Origin of the sequence: Terriglobus aquaticus (assembly GCF_025685415.1) — a bacterium.
GTDB lineage: Bacteria > Acidobacteriota > Terriglobia > Terriglobales > Acidobacteriaceae > Terriglobus > Terriglobus aquaticus.
This window is the reverse complement of sequence record NZ_JAGSYB010000001.1, coordinates 687306-702568: the sequence shown is the minus strand read 5'-3', so window position 1 is coordinate 702568 and position 15263 is coordinate 687306. Positions and strand designations below refer to the sequence as shown.

Annotated in this window: 17 protein-coding genes; 13 read left to right on the top strand and 4 right to left on the bottom strand. The window is 64.7% G+C overall.

What is annotated here, in order from left to right; all coding sequences use genetic code 11:
- Positions 1-3: 3 nt before the first annotated feature.
- The 4 genes from OHL12_RS03080 (at position 4) to OHL12_RS03065 (ending at position 2978) form a co-directional block, all read left to right on the top strand.
- A complete protein-coding gene (locus tag OHL12_RS03080) occupies positions 4-258 on the top strand; it encodes a glutaredoxin family protein (RefSeq protein WP_263412371.1) in 255 nt (84 codons plus the stop codon).
- A gap of 2 nt (positions 259-260) precedes the next feature.
- Positions 261-1577, top strand: a complete 1317-nt coding sequence (gene purB / locus OHL12_RS03075) for an adenylosuccinate lyase (protein ID WP_263412370.1) — start codon at positions 261-263, stop codon at positions 1575-1577.
- 62 nt (positions 1578-1639) lie between these two features.
- Entirely contained in the window at positions 1640-2242 is a 603-nt protein-coding gene (locus OHL12_RS03070; RefSeq protein ID WP_263412369.1) for a YkgJ family cysteine cluster protein, read from the top strand.
- A 79-nt stretch (positions 2243-2321) separates the two neighbouring features.
- A complete protein-coding gene (locus OHL12_RS03065; RefSeq protein ID WP_263412368.1) occupies positions 2322-2978 on the top strand; it encodes a UbiX family flavin prenyltransferase in 657 nt (218 codons plus the stop codon).
- Between the two features lie 30 nt (positions 2979-3008).
- Here the strand turns inward: OHL12_RS03065 and OHL12_RS03060 are convergent, their stop codons facing one another.
- From OHL12_RS03060 to OHL12_RS03050, 3 genes are all read right to left on the bottom strand, one after another.
- Entirely contained in the window at positions 3009-4001 is a 993-nt protein-coding gene (locus OHL12_RS03060; protein ID WP_263412367.1) for an alpha/beta fold hydrolase, read from the bottom strand.
- Positions 3998-4642: a nitroreductase family protein gene (locus OHL12_RS03055; RefSeq protein WP_263412366.1), complete on the bottom strand. Its 645-nt coding sequence runs from the start codon at positions 4640-4642 to the stop codon at positions 3998-4000. Before OHL12_RS03055 ends, OHL12_RS03060 begins: the two co-directional genes overlap by 4 nt.
- A 65-nt stretch (positions 4643-4707) precedes the next feature.
- Complete coding sequence (locus OHL12_RS03050; protein WP_263412365.1) at positions 4708-5718, bottom strand: hypothetical protein; 1011 nt, start codon at positions 5716-5718, stop codon at positions 4708-4710.
- A gap of 93 nt (positions 5719-5811) precedes the next feature.
- Between OHL12_RS03050 and OHL12_RS03045 the strand changes: the two genes are divergently transcribed.
- On the top strand, positions 5812-6558 hold the full coding sequence (locus OHL12_RS03045; RefSeq protein ID WP_263412364.1) for a RodZ family helix-turn-helix domain-containing protein: 747 nt from the start codon (positions 5812-5814) through the stop codon (positions 6556-6558).
- A 23-nt stretch (positions 6559-6581) separates the two neighbouring features.
- On the opposite strand, the gene OHL12_RS03040 is transcribed toward OHL12_RS03045, so the two are convergent.
- A complete protein-coding gene (locus OHL12_RS03040) occupies positions 6582-6755 on the bottom strand; it encodes a hypothetical protein (RefSeq protein WP_263412363.1) in 174 nt (57 codons plus the stop codon).
- Between the two features lie 279 nt (positions 6756-7034).
- Here OHL12_RS03040 and uvrA point away from each other — a divergent pair, with 279 nt between their 5' ends.
- The 8 genes from uvrA (at position 7035) to OHL12_RS03000 (ending at position 15244) form a co-directional block, all read left to right on the top strand.
- The gene (gene uvrA, locus OHL12_RS03035; RefSeq protein WP_263412362.1) at positions 7035-10091 is read left to right on the top strand and encodes an excinuclease ABC subunit UvrA; all 3057 of its coding nucleotides are present in this window, start codon (positions 7035-7037) and stop codon (positions 10089-10091) included.
- Positions 10088-10981 carry a CPBP family intramembrane glutamic endopeptidase gene (locus OHL12_RS03030; RefSeq protein ID WP_263412361.1) on the top strand — a complete coding sequence of 298 codons (894 nt, stop codon included), beginning with the start codon at positions 10088-10090 and terminating at the stop codon, positions 10979-10981. Before uvrA ends, OHL12_RS03030 begins: the two co-directional genes overlap by 4 nt.
- A gap of 60 nt (positions 10982-11041) precedes the next feature.
- The gene (gene pyrE / locus OHL12_RS03025) at positions 11042-11641 is read left to right on the top strand and encodes an orotate phosphoribosyltransferase (protein ID WP_263412360.1); all 600 of its coding nucleotides are present in this window, start codon (positions 11042-11044) and stop codon (positions 11639-11641) included.
- A 152-nt stretch (positions 11642-11793) separates the two neighbouring features.
- The gene (locus OHL12_RS03020; RefSeq protein ID WP_263412359.1) at positions 11794-12270 is read left to right on the top strand and encodes a hypothetical protein; all 477 of its coding nucleotides are present in this window, start codon (positions 11794-11796) and stop codon (positions 12268-12270) included.
- 47 nt (positions 12271-12317) lie between these two features.
- Positions 12318-13175, top strand: coding sequence for a PGN_0703 family putative restriction endonuclease (locus OHL12_RS03015; protein ID WP_263412358.1), 858 nt, complete (start codon positions 12318-12320; stop codon positions 13173-13175).
- A 96-nt stretch (positions 13176-13271) separates the two neighbouring features.
- Positions 13272-14351 carry an S-methyl-5-thioribose-1-phosphate isomerase gene (gene mtnA / locus OHL12_RS03010; RefSeq protein ID WP_263412357.1) on the top strand — a complete coding sequence of 360 codons (1080 nt, stop codon included), beginning with the start codon at positions 13272-13274 and terminating at the stop codon, positions 14349-14351.
- 67 nt (positions 14352-14418) lie between these two features.
- Entirely contained in the window at positions 14419-14829 is a 411-nt protein-coding gene (locus OHL12_RS03005) for a bleomycin resistance family protein (protein WP_263412356.1), read from the top strand.
- A 70-nt stretch (positions 14830-14899) separates the two neighbouring features.
- Positions 14900-15244 carry a ribonuclease E inhibitor RraB gene (locus tag OHL12_RS03000; protein WP_263412355.1) on the top strand — a complete coding sequence of 115 codons (345 nt, stop codon included), beginning with the start codon at positions 14900-14902 and terminating at the stop codon, positions 15242-15244.
- Positions 15245-15263: the final 19 nt, after the last annotated feature.

The window sequence follows — 15263 nt, the reverse complement described above, 5'->3', positions numbered from 1 at the left end:
TGTATGAACCTGACCGTGTACACCGCCGTGTGGTGCCGCGACTGCCGCGAGGCAAAGCGCTTCCTCGACAAGCACAGCATCCCCTACAAAGAAGTCGACATCGAGCGCGTACCCGGTGCCGCGGATGAAGTGCTCGCGAATGTCGGCAAGAAGGCCATCCCGCAGTTCGTCATCGATGGCAAATGGGTGCAGCCCTACCGGCCCGGCCAGGGCTTCCTTTACGAAGAGATGAGCGCCCTGCTGGGCGTTGAAGACTAGCCGTGATCGACCGCTACACCCGGCCCGCCTTCCGCGCCCTCTGGTCCGACGAGAACCGCTTCCGCTGCTGGCTTGAGGTCGAAGCCACCGCCAGCGAGGTTCTTGCCGATGCCGGCATCGTGCCGCAGGAGGCCGCAAAGGCCATCCGCGAGCGCGGCAGCTTCTCCGTCGAACGCATCCGCGAGATCGAGAAAGAAACTCGCCACGACGTCATCGCCTTCACCACGGCGGTCGCCGAAAACGTCGGCCCCGATTCACGCTGGCTCCACTTCGGCCTCACCTCAACAGACGTAGTCGACACCGCGCAGGCGCTCCAGATCCGCGAAGCTTCCCAGCGCATCCTCGAGGGCCTGAACGGCCTTGCCGCCGTCCTCCGCCGCCGCGCGGTGGAGTTCGCCCTCACCCCCACCATCGGTCGCACCCACGGCGTCCACGCCGAACCCACCACCTTCGGCCTCAAGCTTCTGCTCTGGTACGAGGAGTGCCAGCGCAACATCCGCCGCTTCACCGCCGCCGCCGAAGACATGCGCGTCGGCAAGCTCTCTGGAGCAGTCGGTAGCTTCGGCACCGTCACGCCCGCCCTCGAAGAGGAGATCTGCGAGCGCCTCGGCTTGCAGACAGCCTCCGTCAGCACGCAAACGCTTCAGCGGGACCGCCACGCCGCCTACGTCAGCACCCTCGCGGTCATCGCCTCCTCACTGGACAAGATCGCAACGGAGATCCGCCACCTGCAGCGCACCGAAGTGCGCGAAGCGGAAGAGTTCTTCAACCCGAAGCAAAAGGGTTCGAGCGCCATGCCGCACAAGCGCAACCCAATCACGGCAGAGAACATCTGCGGCCTGGCGCGTGTCATGCGGTCGAATGCTCAAGTAGCACTTGAAGATGTTGCCCTGTGGCACGAACGCGATATCTCCCACAGCTCCGCCGAGCGCGTCATCCTACCCGACCAGACCACCTTGGCCGACTACCTGCTTGCGAAGACCACCGACCTGATCGACCGCCTGCTCGTCTATCCAAAGCGCATGCTCCGCAACCTGGAGCTCACCGGCGGACTCGTCTTCTCTGGCCAGCTTCTGCTCGAGCTTGCCGAGGCCGGCATGCTGCGCGAAGACGCCTACCGCGTCGTGCAATCGCTCGCCATGCGCGCCTGGACCGAAGACCTCGTCTTCCGCGACCTGGTCCGGCAGGATCCGCAAATCACGGCCCTGCTCACGCCCGATCGTATCGATCGTGCCTTCGATGTGCAGCGTCGCCTGAACAACGTCCCGGCCGTCTTCCAGCGCGTCCTCGGCGAACCGCTCCCGAACGTCGCCGGGTAGCACATCCTCCAGCGCAGCCATACGCTTCCAGCCGCGCTTCGACGCATCTTGTAGGTCGCACAATGTACCCGCCCGGTGACCTCGAACTCGTACAAATCGTGGACGCCGCTCTCGCGGACGCCACGCTCCGCAGCGGCCCGCACCTCGTCTGCCATCCCGGCTGCACCCCCTGCTGCCACGGTGTCTTCGCCATCAGCAGCCTCGACGCTGCGCGCCTGCAGGCTGGCCTGGCTTCCCTTTCCCAAACCGACCCGGACCGCGCATCCCGCATCCGGCGGCGAGTCTCGGCAACCGTTATGAAGCTCGCTCCCGACTTCCCGGGCGATCCCACGACCGGCCATCTCGCCATCGACGAGGTCTCGCAGGAGCGCTTTGAAGACTTCGCCAACGACGAGCCCTGCCCCGTTCTCGACCCCGCCACCGGCACCTGCGACCTCTACAGCCACCGCCCCATGACCTGCCGCGTCTTCGGTCCGCCCGTCCGCTCGGCAGGCGGCCTCGGCATCTGCGAGCTCTGCTTCCAGGACGCGACGGAACCCGAAATCTCAGCAGCGGAGATCCACCTGCCCGACCCGTCGATCGAAGCCGACCTTACCCGGCCTCTCGGCGACTGGACCACCATCATCGCTTTCGCGCTCCAACGCAAGAACGATCGAGCGCTCTAGCCCCAAAGCAAACAGCACTCTCCAACCAGCGGTAAAGAGCCAGCAGCGCAACATCCGCGCGATACTGAAATCGGACATCATGAACTTCGAATTTCAGCCGCGCACCGGCCATCTCACGCTCGCCGTCACAGGCGCCAGCGGCTCCATCTTTGCCGCAACCATGCTCCACCTGCTCGGGCGTGACGACCGCGTTCGCCGCGTCAGCCTCCTCGTCTCCGATCACGCCCTGCGCGTTCTCGCGGAGGAGCACCGCCTGCCTGGCGGTCGCAGCAGCATCTTCCAGGCGCTGCAGGAGCTCGCTCCCGCCCCCATCGCCAACCACCGCAAGTTCGACCTGCTCGACAACGCCGACGTCGGCGCCGGCATCGCCAGCGGCAGCTTCCCGTCAGACGGCATGATCGTCCTGCCCTGCTCCATGGGAACCCTCGCATCGATCAGCCACGGTCTCGCCAACCGGCTTATCGAGCGCGCCGCCGACGTCACGCTCAAGGAGCGCCGTCCGCTTGTGCTATGCGTCCGCGAAACGCCCTTCCACCTCATTCACCTGCGCAACATGACCGCAGCCGCCGAGGCTGGAGCGACAATCTTCCCGGTGATCCCCACCTTCTACAACCGGCCGGAATCCGTCCACGAGATGGCCATTCAGTTTTGCTGCCGCGTGCTCGCGCACCTTGGCCTCGACCAGTCAGGCGCCTACCGGTGGAAGGCTGAAGAAGACCGCTCCGCCAACTCCTGATCGCGCGCTCCGGTCGAGCCTGTCTCTCGCCTATCGCTTCGGCGCGGGAACGACCGACACGCTCCCGGGCAGCGGCGGATCCGCATTCAGGAACCGCAGCGTCGGCGGAATAGCCGTCGATGAGCATTCCGCGATAGCCAGGTGGCCGCAGCCCTCCAGCTCCACCAGCACCGACTGCGGCACGGCCGCATGCATGCGTTCGGCCCCGGCAACTGGCGTCAGCTTGTCTTCCGTCCCCCACACAATCAGCACCGGCATCTTCAGTCGATGCAGGCGGAAATCAAGGATCTCTCGGCCGTCCAGCATGCTTTCCAGCGAACTGTTCACGAACCACTTGCCGCGCTGAAAGTTCCGCAGCAATCCCGGTATCGTGATTGCCGGAACCCGCACATAGTGGTGATTCGGTTCAATCCGGTCGACCAGTTCATCAAATTGCTCCCGGTTCGACGGGCTGAACAGCGTGATCGGAAAGTCCACCGCCATGTACACGCCAGCCGCGTCAAACAGCATCAACCGCCGTACCTTGGCCGGCTCATCCAGCGCCAGCTTTGCCGCAATCCAACCGCCCATCGACCACCCACCCACGGCTGGCGACTGTAGCTTCAGCGTGCCGATAAACCCAGACACGATACGCTCCTCGCTCGAAAGCGAAGCATCCCCATGAAACGGCTTGTCCGAACGGCCATACCCCAGCAGGTCCAAGGCATAGACGTGATACCCACCCTTCGCCAGTGCCGGAATCAGGGCCGCCCAGTCACTGGCCCGCGCGCCCAGTCCATGGATGAGCACCACCGGCTTCTCGACGCCGCCCGACTTCTGCGGTGCAGCCTCCAGGTAGTGAATGCGGTGACCGTCCACCAGCACTTCGCGATGGTGCACGCCATTCTTCAGCAGATACACATCGGTCATCCGCTCGATAAGCCAGAACGGCGCGAAATACACCAGCAGCGATCCAGCCAGCGCGAACGACAAACCAAACACGAGCGCAACGGCCAGCAGCCGGCGCCGGGTACCCCGCCTCACCGAAGAGGCTTTCCGTACTCTTCCGAGGAAACGGCGTGGGCCAGGCCAAATCGTCCACCGTCGTACTTGTCTGTTCCCTGCAGCGTTCCAATGGCCAGCAGGCTGACTACCCAATAACTCAGGGGCAGCCGCAGCACTTCGTGAACCCGCTCCTGCTCAAACCCTTCCAACGGAGCGGTGTCGTAGCCCATGGTCTCCGCCGTCAGCAACATGAACGCGGCGGCCAGTGACACCTGTTTGTTCAGCCAGCCGTGCATCTGGTCTTCGTTCAGCGACGACAAGTAGTTCTGCACGTACGTCTTCAACTGCGCGGCATAGCTCTCCGGCATGCCACCGCTCAGCCCCATCCGGATGATCTCGTCCGCGTCGCGCCGCCAGCTATCGGCATCGCCGCAGCACACAATCACTACCGACGCTTCTTCCACCTTGGCCTGGTTGAAGCAGGCGGCCCGCAGCTTCCGCTTCTGCTCGGGCGTCTGCACCACTACAAATCGCCACGGCTGCACGTTGTAGCCCGACGGAGCAGCCATGCCCGCCTCAAGGATCTGGCGCAGATCTTCCGGAGGCATCGGAGAGCCGTCAAACGACGGCGTCGACCGGCGCTCGCGGATTGCCTGCTCCAGCGTTTTCGTTTCACGCATACCAATCTCCATTCTACGGAGACTTGGCCCCGGTGACGACTCCCAAGTGCGAGCGCCCCATGTCTCTAGCGCAGATTGCTCACCGGCTCCTCGCTCGCAAACGGCGCTCCATTTTCCGGTTCGGCATAGATCCAGACGCCGTGTACGCTCTCACGCAGTTCCGGATACGCACTCAGCAGCGCCTCTGCCGCACGCTGATTGCGCGCCCGCGCTGCAGCAGGATCGGCGATCGGCTCGGCGACAAAGTGCATCGCCACGTCAATCCGCTCCTTCCCCAGCGTGTCATCAGGCGCCAGCGCGGTGACACGATACTCTGTCCCGTCCTTCGCCTTGATCACCAGTGGCGTGCTCGGTCCAATGCCGCCAGAAAGCGCCGTCGGAGCAGCCTTGCTCTGCTCCTCCTCCAGTTGGTCCAGGTGCGAGCTGCTCACGAATGCCGCCGGCCGCAGCAGCCTCTCGGCCTCGCTGTAGTTCAGCCATGCATTCCAGCTTTGGCGTCTCTGCGCATCGGCCCGCGCGGTCTTCCAGTACCAAACCCCATCGTGCCCGGCCGCCGTCGTGGGCCGCGGGAAGAACCCTCCCAGCTTCCACGTCCCCGCGCTCTCTTCCCGCAGCAGCAGCGCCAGTCCATACGGCGGCTGCGCCTTCGGAGCATCCAGGATCACCAGCCCATATCGCCCGGGAGGCAGCGCCTGAAACGTAAACACGGCCGACTGCGATCCGCCGTTCAGGTTGCAGAAGAACTGCGTATCGACCGGTTTGGTAGAGCCTGCGCTACCACGCGCATCCAGAATCCAAACCGTGCTGGGCGTAAACGTGGCTCCGGTCAGGTGCGGCGAGACTGTGGCGATGGCATTCGCAATCCCGCCGAAGTTCTGCGCAATCTCCGGTACTGTCCCCTGCCGGACCGCGTCTACCTGGTTCGCCTGGATCTCCGAGGCGATCGCCGTAGCCGACTGCACCAGCGCCGTGCGGTCTGCCGGTTGCATTCGGGCCTGGGTCGTGCATTGCTGTGCCCACACGTTCGCCGCCGTCCCCAGCAGCCACACGGCCCCAATCTGTTTCCACATCCTCATGCCGCCTCCGCCCGCGTCACTCGCCGCGCGGACCTTCTTTCCCGCATCGCGTCTATGCTGAATGAGACGCAACTTCCATGGCAAGAGGCGGCAATGAACCAGAAAGCCAGGACGGCCGTTTCGCTCGCGGGAGGCATCCTCGCCTCAAGCGCCCTGTTGCCATGGTCCGCAGCGGCACAAACACCGCTACCGGCAACGGCTCCCACCGCCATCAGCCCATCGCAACTGCCGTCGGCTAATCCGCCTGTGCCGCAGGGCGCGACCACTATCGAGTGGGACGGCCACCTGCTGCGCATCTCTGCCTCAGGCGAATCGCTCGCCCAGGTACTTGACCAGGTCGCGTCCCGCACCGGCATCCGCATGGTCGGCAGTCCGCCCTCCGACCGCATCTATGGCAGCTACGGTCCCGCTCCGCTCGTGGATGTCCTGTCCGATCTGGTCAGCGGCCTTCCGGTGAACATGCTGTTTGTCGACCGAGTGGGAACAACGCCGGCACGGCTCACCTTCACCGCGCGCAACGGTGCGGCGACCCCGGCCAGCCCGGCAACCAGCTTCGCCCAGCAAAATCCGACCCAGGCCCCCGACGCGAACCCCAGCCCTGTGTCGAACTCGTTCTCGCGCCAGCCCGCCAGCAACGTACCCGCGAACCCAGGCTTCGCACCACCGGCTAACCCCGGCTTCGCCCCGCCCGCGACCGGGAACGGCACGGCCACGGCCGATGCTCCCGCGCAACCGGCAGACGGCAACGCCACACCGGCCTCACCCAACGGCGTCAAGACACCACAGGAAATCTTCGAACAGCTTCAGCGCCTGCGCTCCAACACCAGCACAGCACACTAAGCGGACCCGGCAGGAAACCCGGTTCAGGCCTGCGCGACCGCTGCCTGCGCTGCTTGTTGCCGCAGCATGCGCTGCTGCGCCACCTGCATGGAGTGGATGCGCAACAGCCGGAACATGCCCAGGCACAGCCCGTAGGCCAGCAAAACTCCCCCTGCCAGGGCCGAACACACTACGCATAGAAGTACAACGGTCGTCACAAGCTGCTCCTGTCCATTCAGCAAAAACACACACGGGCTTCGGTCGTACATCCTGCCGAAGCTCCCTTGCAGTGTGCCGGGGTCCCATGCCGCACGTAAGTGTCTCTGTGGGTACTTCCCCATCGGCAGCATCGGTCTTCTCCGACATGCCACCTTTGTGCCATCCATCCGCGAGGTGCTCGCCGCCCGGGACCCATGCCAGGGGCGATCACACGGATGCCGTATCCTAGTTGTTGCGGCCTTGCGCACTTTCTACGCACAGGGCACGCCCCCTGACTCATGAGTGTGTCGCACATAACGGTCCGTGGTGCCCGCCATCACAACCTGAAAAACATCGACGTTTCCATCCCGCGGAACTCGCTCACCGTGGTCACCGGCCTCTCCGGCTCGGGCAAGAGCTCGCTTGCGTTCGACACCATCTACGCCGAGGGCCAGCGCCGCTACGTCGAAACCCTCTCCGCCTACGCCCGCCAGTTTCTCGACCAGATGGAGCGGCCCGACGTCGATTCGATCGACGGCCTGTCCCCCGCCATCTCCATCGAGCAGAAGACCACCTCGCGCTCGCCCCGCTCCACTGTCGGCACCATCACCGAAATCTACGACTACCTGCGCCTCCTCTGGGCCTCGGTCGGCAAGCCGCACTGCCCCAAGTGCGGCCACGAGATCTCCCGTCAATCCGCCGACCAGATCGTCGAGCGCGTCGTCGCCCTTTCCCCCGGCGAACGCATCACCATCTACGCCCCGCTCGTGCGCGGCCGCAAGGGCGAGTTCCGCGAAGAACTCGAAGCCCTCGACCAGCAGGGTTTCCGAGCCCGCGTCGATGGCGAAATGATCGAGATCACCGAGGGCATGCGCTTGGAAAAGCGCAAGAACCACACCGTCGAAGCCGTGATCGACCGAGTCCTGCTGAAGCCAGGCCCAGACGGCAAGCCCGACACCCGTCGGCTCGAGTCGTCCGTGCAGAAGGCGCTGCAGATGGCCAAAGGCCTCGTCATCGTCGCCATCCAAAGCTCCGCGGGTGGCCCGGCCGAGGAGACCCTCTACAGCTCCTCCATGGCCTGCCCCGACTGCGGCATCAACGTCGCCAAGCTGGAGCCCCGCTCCTTCTCGTTCAACTCCACCTTCGGCGCCTGCCCGGAGTGCAACGGCCTCGGCTCCATCTACGACTTCGATCCCGCCAAGACCATCACCGACTGGTCCAAGCCGCTGCTCGACGGCGCCATGGGTCCCGGCTCCGGCTCCGCCTACCTGCAGCGCCTCATCAAGCTCTTCGCCGACAAGAACAAGATCAATCTCAAGGTCCCCTTCGAAGACCTTTCCGAAGCCAACCAGAAGCTCTTGCTCTACGGGCCGCCGCGCAGCGAAGCCGGTCGCACCGGATTCCACGGCATCTTTGGCTTTCTCCGCGACACGCTCGAAGAGTCCAAGTCCGACACCTTCCGCGAGTACTACATGCAGTACATGTCGGCCACCGAGTGCCCCGCCTGCTCCGGCAAGCGTCTGCGCCCCGAGTCACTCGCCGTCAAGGTCGCCGGTCAATCCATCAGCGACTTCACCTCGCTCTCGCTCGAACGCGCCCTCAACACTGCGCGCGACCTCAGCTTTCACGGGCGCGACAAACTCATCGCAGACCGCCTACAGCGCGAGGTCATCGAGCGTCTCGAATTCCTCAACGCCGTCGGCCTCAGCTATCTCTCGCTCAATCGCAGCGCCGCCACCATCTCCGGCGGCGAAGGCCAGCGCATCCGCCTCGCCACCCAGATCGGCTCACGTCTCCGCGGCGTCCTCTACGTCCTCGACGAGCCCTCCATCGGCCTGCACCAGCGCGACAACCAGCGCCTCATCAGCGCCATGGAAAACCTGCGCGATCTCGGCAACACCGTGCTCGTCGTCGAACACGACGAGGACACCATTCGCAAAGCCGACTACGTTCTCGACCTCGGCCCCGGTGCCGGCAAGAACGGCGGCGCGCTCATCGCCGCGGGCACACCCCAACAGGTCGCCGCCACCCCTGAATCGCTGACCGGCAAATACATCTCCGGCGAGCTCGACATCCGCTCCAACGATGCACCCCGTCCCCTCAGCGGCCGTGCCATCACCGTCGAAGGCGCGCGCGCCCACAACCTCAAAAACGTCACCGCCACCTTCCCTCTCGGCGTCATGACGGTCGTCACTGGCGTATCCGGCTCGGGCAAATCCACCCTCGTCAACGACATCCTCTATCGCTCGCTCGCCAAACAGCTCTACCGCAGCAAAGAAGAGCCCGGCGCACACAAAGCCATCACCGGCACCGACCAGCTCGACAAGATCGTCCAGATCGACCAGTCTCCCATCGGCCGCACGCCGCGTTCCAACCCCGCCACCTACACCGGCGTCTTCTCCGCCATCCGCGACCTGTTCGCCATGCTGCCCGAATCGCGCGAACGCGGCTACAAGCCCGGCCGCTTTTCCTTCAACGTGCAGGGCGGCCGCTGCGAGGCCTGCCAGGGCGACGGCCAGCGCCGCATCGAGATGAACTTCCTGCCCGACGTTTACGTTGTGTGTGAGGTGTGCAACGGCCGCCGCTATAACCAGGAAACGTTGTCGGTCAAGTTCAACGGCTACTCGATCGCCGACGTGCTCGACCTGCAGATCAGCGACGCTCTCGATGTCCTCAAGGACATCCCCAACGTCAAGGGCAAGCTGCAAACCCTGGTCGACGTCGGCCTCGGCTACATCCACCTCGGCCAGTCCGCCACCACGCTGTCCGGCGGCGAAGCGCAACGCATGAAGCTGGCGAAAGAGCTCAGCAAGCGCCAGACCGGCCGCACGCTCTACCTGCTCGACGAGCCCACCACCGGCCTGCACTTCGACGACGTGCGCAAGCTCCTCGAAGTTCTGCAGCGCCTCACCGATCTCGGCAATTCGATCATCATCATCGAGCACAATCTCGACGTCATCCGCAACGCCGACTGGCTCATCGACATGGGCCCGGAGGGCGGCGAAGGTGGCGGCACCGTCGTCGCCGAGGGAACGCCCGAGCAGCTCGCCGAAGTCGCGGCCTCGCACACCGGCAGCTTCCTCGCCAGGCTCTACCAGGAACGTCCCGCCAGCAAGCGCAATCCCGCCCCGGCGTACGTCGAGCCTGTCGTCGTCTCCACCGTCGTCGCGAACCCAACCAAGTTCACTCCCTCCGTTGAAGAACGCAACGCCCGCCGCAAGGCTGCCGCAAAGCAGGCCGCTGCCAAGAGCAAGGCGAAGAAAGCGGCCCGCGCCAAAGGCGAAGACGCCCTACCTGCCGCACCCGTAACCCGCACCCGCACGCCGCGTTCCTCTGCGCAGGATCGCGCCGCGTGATCTTTCGGAGCGCCGGGCCAGACAGCGTCGCCGAACCTCACGCCTGGGACGATCCATCGGCCTCGCCCCAGCCGCCGCGATTGCCGCGGCAGCCTCACGCCGGCTCCACGCTTCTCGTGCTCACGCTGCTGGGTCTCAGCATGGCGCTCGTCAGTTTTGTGGCGATCTACGGCTTCCGCCGGCTTCACCACATCCAGCAATCGGACATCGGTGCCTACAGCCATCCGCTGCTCAGCATCGCCATCGAGTTCTTCGCCTACGCCCTCACCGCAGCCGCCGCGTACCCTCTGCTGCGTGCCTTGTGGCAGCGCCCGGTCGGCAGCGTGCTTGAGATGAATTGGGCCCGCGCCCGTCCCGTTTCCCCCATCCTCGTGGCTAGCGGTCTGTGCCTGGCCGTGGCGGCCCAGCTTGCCGCCGCGCGCATGTCTCTGCCCAAGAACATGCCCATCGACAACTTCTTCCACAGCTCGCGCGACATCTGGTTCATGGCGATCTTCGGAACGCTCTTCGCGCCCATCGCTGAAGAGATCCTCTTCCGCGGCTTCCTTCTGAAGACCTTCGCCATTGCCTTCGATTGGACCCGCCAGTACTTCGGCGACGCAGAGAGCGCCTTCTGGCGCGACACCGACCAGACCAGCACTCCAGCGTGGATCTTCGGTGCAGTCATCTCCAGCGCCCTCTTCGCGGGCATGCACGCCGCCCAACTCGGCAAGGCCTGGAACGCCGTCGCCGTCCTCAGCCTGGTCGGCCTCATCCTCTCCGCCGTCCGCATCCGGATGCGCTCCGTCTGGGCTTCATCCCTGCTTCACATGGGCTACAACGGCCTGCTCTTCGTCATGGTCTTCTTCGCGACAGACGGCTTCCGCCACCTCGACAAGCTCTCCCGCTGAAAAAGTGGTTTGCTGGGAAGCTGACTTGCTGACTCGCTGAGTCGCTGCAACACTAACCACATGCCCGACAACCGCTCCGCCCTGCTCGCCATCCTCGCCGAAAAGTCCTTCCGCCTCGGCGACTTCACCTTGGCGAGCGGCGCCAAAAGCGACTACTACATCGACTGCCGCACCACCACCCTCGACGCCGAAGGCGGACGCCTCTGCGGCCTCGTCCTGCTCGACCTCGTGCGTCAGAACCACATCGAAGCCGAAGCCGTAGGCGGACTCACCATGGGAGCCGACCCGCTCGTCTCCAACGTCGCCACCGCCTCTGCCTACGCCCGCCTTGCCGACCCGAACGCTCCACTCCTCCAGGGCTTCCTCGTCCGCAAAGCACAGAAGACCCACGGCACCGGTCGCCAGATCGAAGGTCACGTCCGCCCCGGCGCCCGCGTCGTCATCGTGGACGACGTCTGCACCACCGGCGGCTCGACCATCACTGCCATCGAAGCCGCCCAAACCGCCGGCATGACCGTCGTCGCCGTCCTCTGCCTCGTCGACCGCGAACAGGGCGGCCGCCAGAACATCGAAGCCGCCGTCCCGAACACACCGTTCCTCTCCGTCTTCACCGCCAGCGACGTCCGCACCGAAAAGCTCCGCCAGCAGGCTCATCAGTAGGTGTTGAGCACTTGGAACTTGCACTCCAGAATTGCAGGAGCATCGTGCGACTAACTGTCGCATTGTGCTTGCTCACAAGTCTCGGTCTCGGATTTCCGCTCCGAGGTCAGAAAGAGTCTCGCTCGATATCTCAGGTTCCGATCGGACCATCCTTGGCCTCTTCAGACGACGCTAACGGAGCCTTCACTGCACATATCTCAGCATCGTGTGACTCAGCGCAGCATGTCGCGATTGCCTACTTCACCGATCATCACCTCTATTCCGGTACACAACCCACCGGAGCAGGGTTCACATCGACGACGAGACTGAGAAACGAAAAGTTATCTCTCCTGCCTTCCGGCAAAGCTCTTTTCCTCGACCGGTATTCGATTCGCAAGTATTCGGTCCGAAAGGTGCTTTCACCTTTCAGGAGTTTCGATAATTTCCAATTGGCAGGGCAGTTCGTCCTGAGTTCATCTTCAGCAGGAGGCTGCGACGCATCACTCGCGTTTCGCTTTAGCGCATACACCTTCGTCTGGCCCTTAGCGGCAATCGATGACGGCTATCGGACAGCTTTCGAGTCTAACGGCAAGTTGGAGCGGTTGTACTTGGAGGCGCTTATCGCGAAGGTCGAGGCTGACAAGCAGTAGTCGCGTATCGCTACTGTTTTCGCCCTTTCATCGCCTACACTGAACGCATGCGGCGCACCTCAGAGCCCGAGCTCCTCAACACCGCCGCCGCACTCCGCCGCGAGCTCAACGCCCGCAACCTCGTCCGCTGCGCCTCGTTCGAACACGAGCTTTCCTCCGCAGAAAGCCCCAGCGTGGTTTACGCCGAGGACGAAGCCGGAAACCACGGCAATTTCTACCCGCCTGCCTACCGCCGCATCCTCTCCAACCCGGTCTGGCGCGCCCGGCTCGACAAGGCCTACACCGCCTCCGCCCGCGTACCGCACCAGCACGCCCGCACTCGCCGAGAACTCGACACCGCCTGCTCGTCGGACGCCCTGCTCATGAGCATCTTCTGCGCCCCCGGCTCGCTCGCGCGCAAGCCATTGCAGGCTCTGCTGAACCTCGGCCCGAAACCGCAGCTCGACTTCGGCCACCGCACCCTTACCCCGCTGGCCGGCGGCTACGACGACCGCACCGAAGCCGACCTCCGCATCACCAGTGGCGACGACACCCTCCTGATCGAAGCCAAGCTCACCGAAACCGGCTTCCAAACCGCGCGCCCCGCGCTCCTCGCCCGCTATCCCGCGTTCGAAACCACCTTCGACCTCGAGCGCCTCCCGCGCAACGGCCGCAACGACCTTCTCGGCTACCAACTCCTCCGCAACATCCTCGCCGCCGACCACCTCAACGCCCGCTTCGCCCTGCTCGCCGACGCGCGCCGCCCCGACCTCCACGAACAGGCCTTCCGCATCTTCGCCGCCGTCCAGACAGCCGACCTCCGCAGCCGCCTCCACCTCCTCACCTGGCAGGAACTCGCCACCACCCTCCCCCGCCCCCTCCAGGTCTTCCTCGCCGAGAAGTACGGCATCGTCGCCCGCCCTTGATCCCCCGCACCCACCACACATCACGGCGAAGCCGTCGAGAACCGAGCGAAGCTCTCGAGAACCGAGCGAAGCTCCGAAGCTCTAAACTAGAAGGCGATGATCCCGACACTCGAATGGACCGACGAAGGCGTCCGCTTTCTCGACCAGACCAAGCTCCCGCTCGAAACCACGTACGTCCTCGCCACCACCTACGACGAAGTCGCCACCGTCATCCGCGACATGATCGTCCGCGGCGCCCCGGCCATCGGCGTCTCCGCTGCCATGGGCATGGCCCTCGGCATCGACCGCTCCACCGCGACCACCGTCGAAGCGCTCACCCCCGAAGTCGAGCAGATGGCCGCGGTCCTCGCCGGCACCCGCCCCACCGCCGTCAATCTCTTCTGGGGCATCGCGCGGCTCAAGGACCTCTACTACAAGCTCGCCACCGAAACCGTCGGCCGGCCCGAAGCCGACCGCCTCCGCACCATCAAGGCCGGCGTCATCGCCGAAGCCAAGCAGGTCTACACCGAAGACATCGACACCTGCAAAACCATGGGCCGCGTCGGCCAGGACCTCCTCCCCCGCGAAGGCACCGTGCTCACCCACTGCAACGCTGGCGCCCTCTGCGCCGCGGGCTACGGCACCGCGCTCGGCGTCATCCGCGCCGCGGTCGAAGCCGGTGCCGACATCCACGTCCTCGCCGACGAGACCCGCCCCTACCTTCAGGGCGCGCGCCTCACCGCCTGGGAGCTCCTCCAGGACAACATCCCGACCACCGTCCTCTGCGACAACATGAGCGGCGCGCTCATGCGCCAGGGCCGCATCCAGGCTGTCATCGTCGGCGCCGACCGCATCGCCGCCAACGGCGACGTCGCCAACAAAATCGGCACCTACACCGTCGCCGTGCTCGCCAAGGAACACGGCATCCCCTTCTTCGTCGCCGCCCCCTGGTCCACCATCGACGTCAACACCGCCACCGGCGACGGCATCCCCATCGAGCAGCGCTCCGCCCGCGAGGTCACCCACTCCAACGGCAAGCAGATGACCCCCGACGGCGTCGGCATCGAAAACCCCGCCTTCGACGTCACGCCCTCCAAGTACGTCACCGCCATCATCACGGAACGCGGCGTCCTTCGCGCCCCCTACAACGAATCCATCGCCGCCATGACAAACACGCAAACAGCCGTGTCCGCCTAGGCGCAGCGAAGCACCTGCTTTCAGAACGCGAGGCGTAGCACGCGCCAAGCGTGCTACCCTCCCGCACATGAAAGCGCTCGGCCTCAACCCGGTCCTCAACGTCTCCGACCTCCAGGCCTCCTTCGCCTGGTTCGAACAGTGGGGCTGGCGCAAGCTCTGGGACTTCCACACACCGCCCACCTTTGGCGCCGTCGGCTCGGGAAAGACCGTCATCTTTCTCTGCCAAAACGGACAGGGCGGCCGAGGCCGAGGCGCCAACACCACCACCTTTCAACACGAAGGCGACACCCAAGCCGACCAGGGCGTCTGGATGTCCGTATGGGTCGACGACGCCGTCGCCGTCTACCAGCAGTGCCTCACCGCCGGCCTCGACATCACCTTCCCGCCCACCGACATGCCCTGGGGCGCCCGCGAAACCCACCTCCGCCACCCCGACGGCCACGTCTTCCGCATCAGCCAAAACCTCGAATTGGATTAGCGTAGTTGCACTGTAGCGGGCTTTCCTCCTCAGTAAATCAGGAGAGCCTCCGCGCAAGTAGGCGAACACAATGAACTCAAAATTTCCCGATGACGAGAATGGAGATGTCCTCCGGCGTATGCAAGCGGGAGGCGATGACCTTCAGACGGCTCGCGCAGTGAACTTCAGTGTCGTGTTCCCCACTCGAACGGCTGCCGAGCGTTTCGCCGATACTTTCAGACATAGCTCGTTCACAGTTGAAGTAGAGGAGTGGGATAGCCAAACGGGCCACAATTGGGATGTGACCATCACGCGCTTCATGGCACCGAGCCACGACGCAATTACAGCGTTCGAGCAAGAGCTCGATGAGCTTGCCGCACCACTAGGCGGTCGCAATGACGGCTGGGGCTGCTTTCGACTACCCGCCCAGCGGTAGCGCTGCTGGCTTTGATCAG

Excerpts from the sequence above, each read along its gene's own strand:
- OHL12_RS03065 (WP_263412368.1), top strand. The coding sequence starts at position 2,322 with ATGAACTTCGAATTTCAGCCGCGCACCGGCCATCTCACGCTCGCCGTC.
- OHL12_RS03045 (WP_263412364.1), top strand. The coding sequence starts at position 5,812 with ATGAACCAGAAAGCCAGGACGGCCGTTTCGCTCGCGGGAGGCATCCTC.
- mtnA (WP_263412357.1), top strand. The coding sequence starts at position 13,272 with ATGATCCCGACACTCGAATGGACCGACGAAGGCGTCCGCTTTCTCGAC.
- pyrE (WP_263412360.1), top strand. The coding sequence starts at position 11,042 with ATGCCCGACAACCGCTCCGCCCTGCTCGCCATCCTCGCCGAAAAGTCC.
- OHL12_RS03050 (WP_263412365.1), bottom strand. The coding sequence starts at position 5,718 with ATGAGGATGTGGAAACAGATTGGGGCCGTGTGGCTGCTGGGGACGGCG.
- OHL12_RS03080 (WP_263412371.1), top strand. The coding sequence starts at position 4 with ATGAACCTGACCGTGTACACCGCCGTGTGGTGCCGCGACTGCCGCGAG.
- OHL12_RS03000 (WP_263412355.1), top strand. The coding sequence starts at position 14,900 with ATGAACTCAAAATTTCCCGATGACGAGAATGGAGATGTCCTCCGGCGT.
- OHL12_RS03005 (WP_263412356.1), top strand. The coding sequence starts at position 14,419 with ATGAAAGCGCTCGGCCTCAACCCGGTCCTCAACGTCTCCGACCTCCAG.
- OHL12_RS03015 (WP_263412358.1), top strand. The coding sequence starts at position 12,318 with ATGCGGCGCACCTCAGAGCCCGAGCTCCTCAACACCGCCGCCGCACTC.
- OHL12_RS03070 (WP_263412369.1), top strand. The coding sequence starts at position 1,640 with ATGTACCCGCCCGGTGACCTCGAACTCGTACAAATCGTGGACGCCGCT.
- uvrA (WP_263412362.1), top strand. The coding sequence starts at position 7,035 with ATGAGTGTGTCGCACATAACGGTCCGTGGTGCCCGCCATCACAACCTG.
- OHL12_RS03055 (WP_263412366.1), bottom strand. The coding sequence starts at position 4,642 with ATGCGTGAAACGAAAACGCTGGAGCAGGCAATCCGCGAGCGCCGGTCG.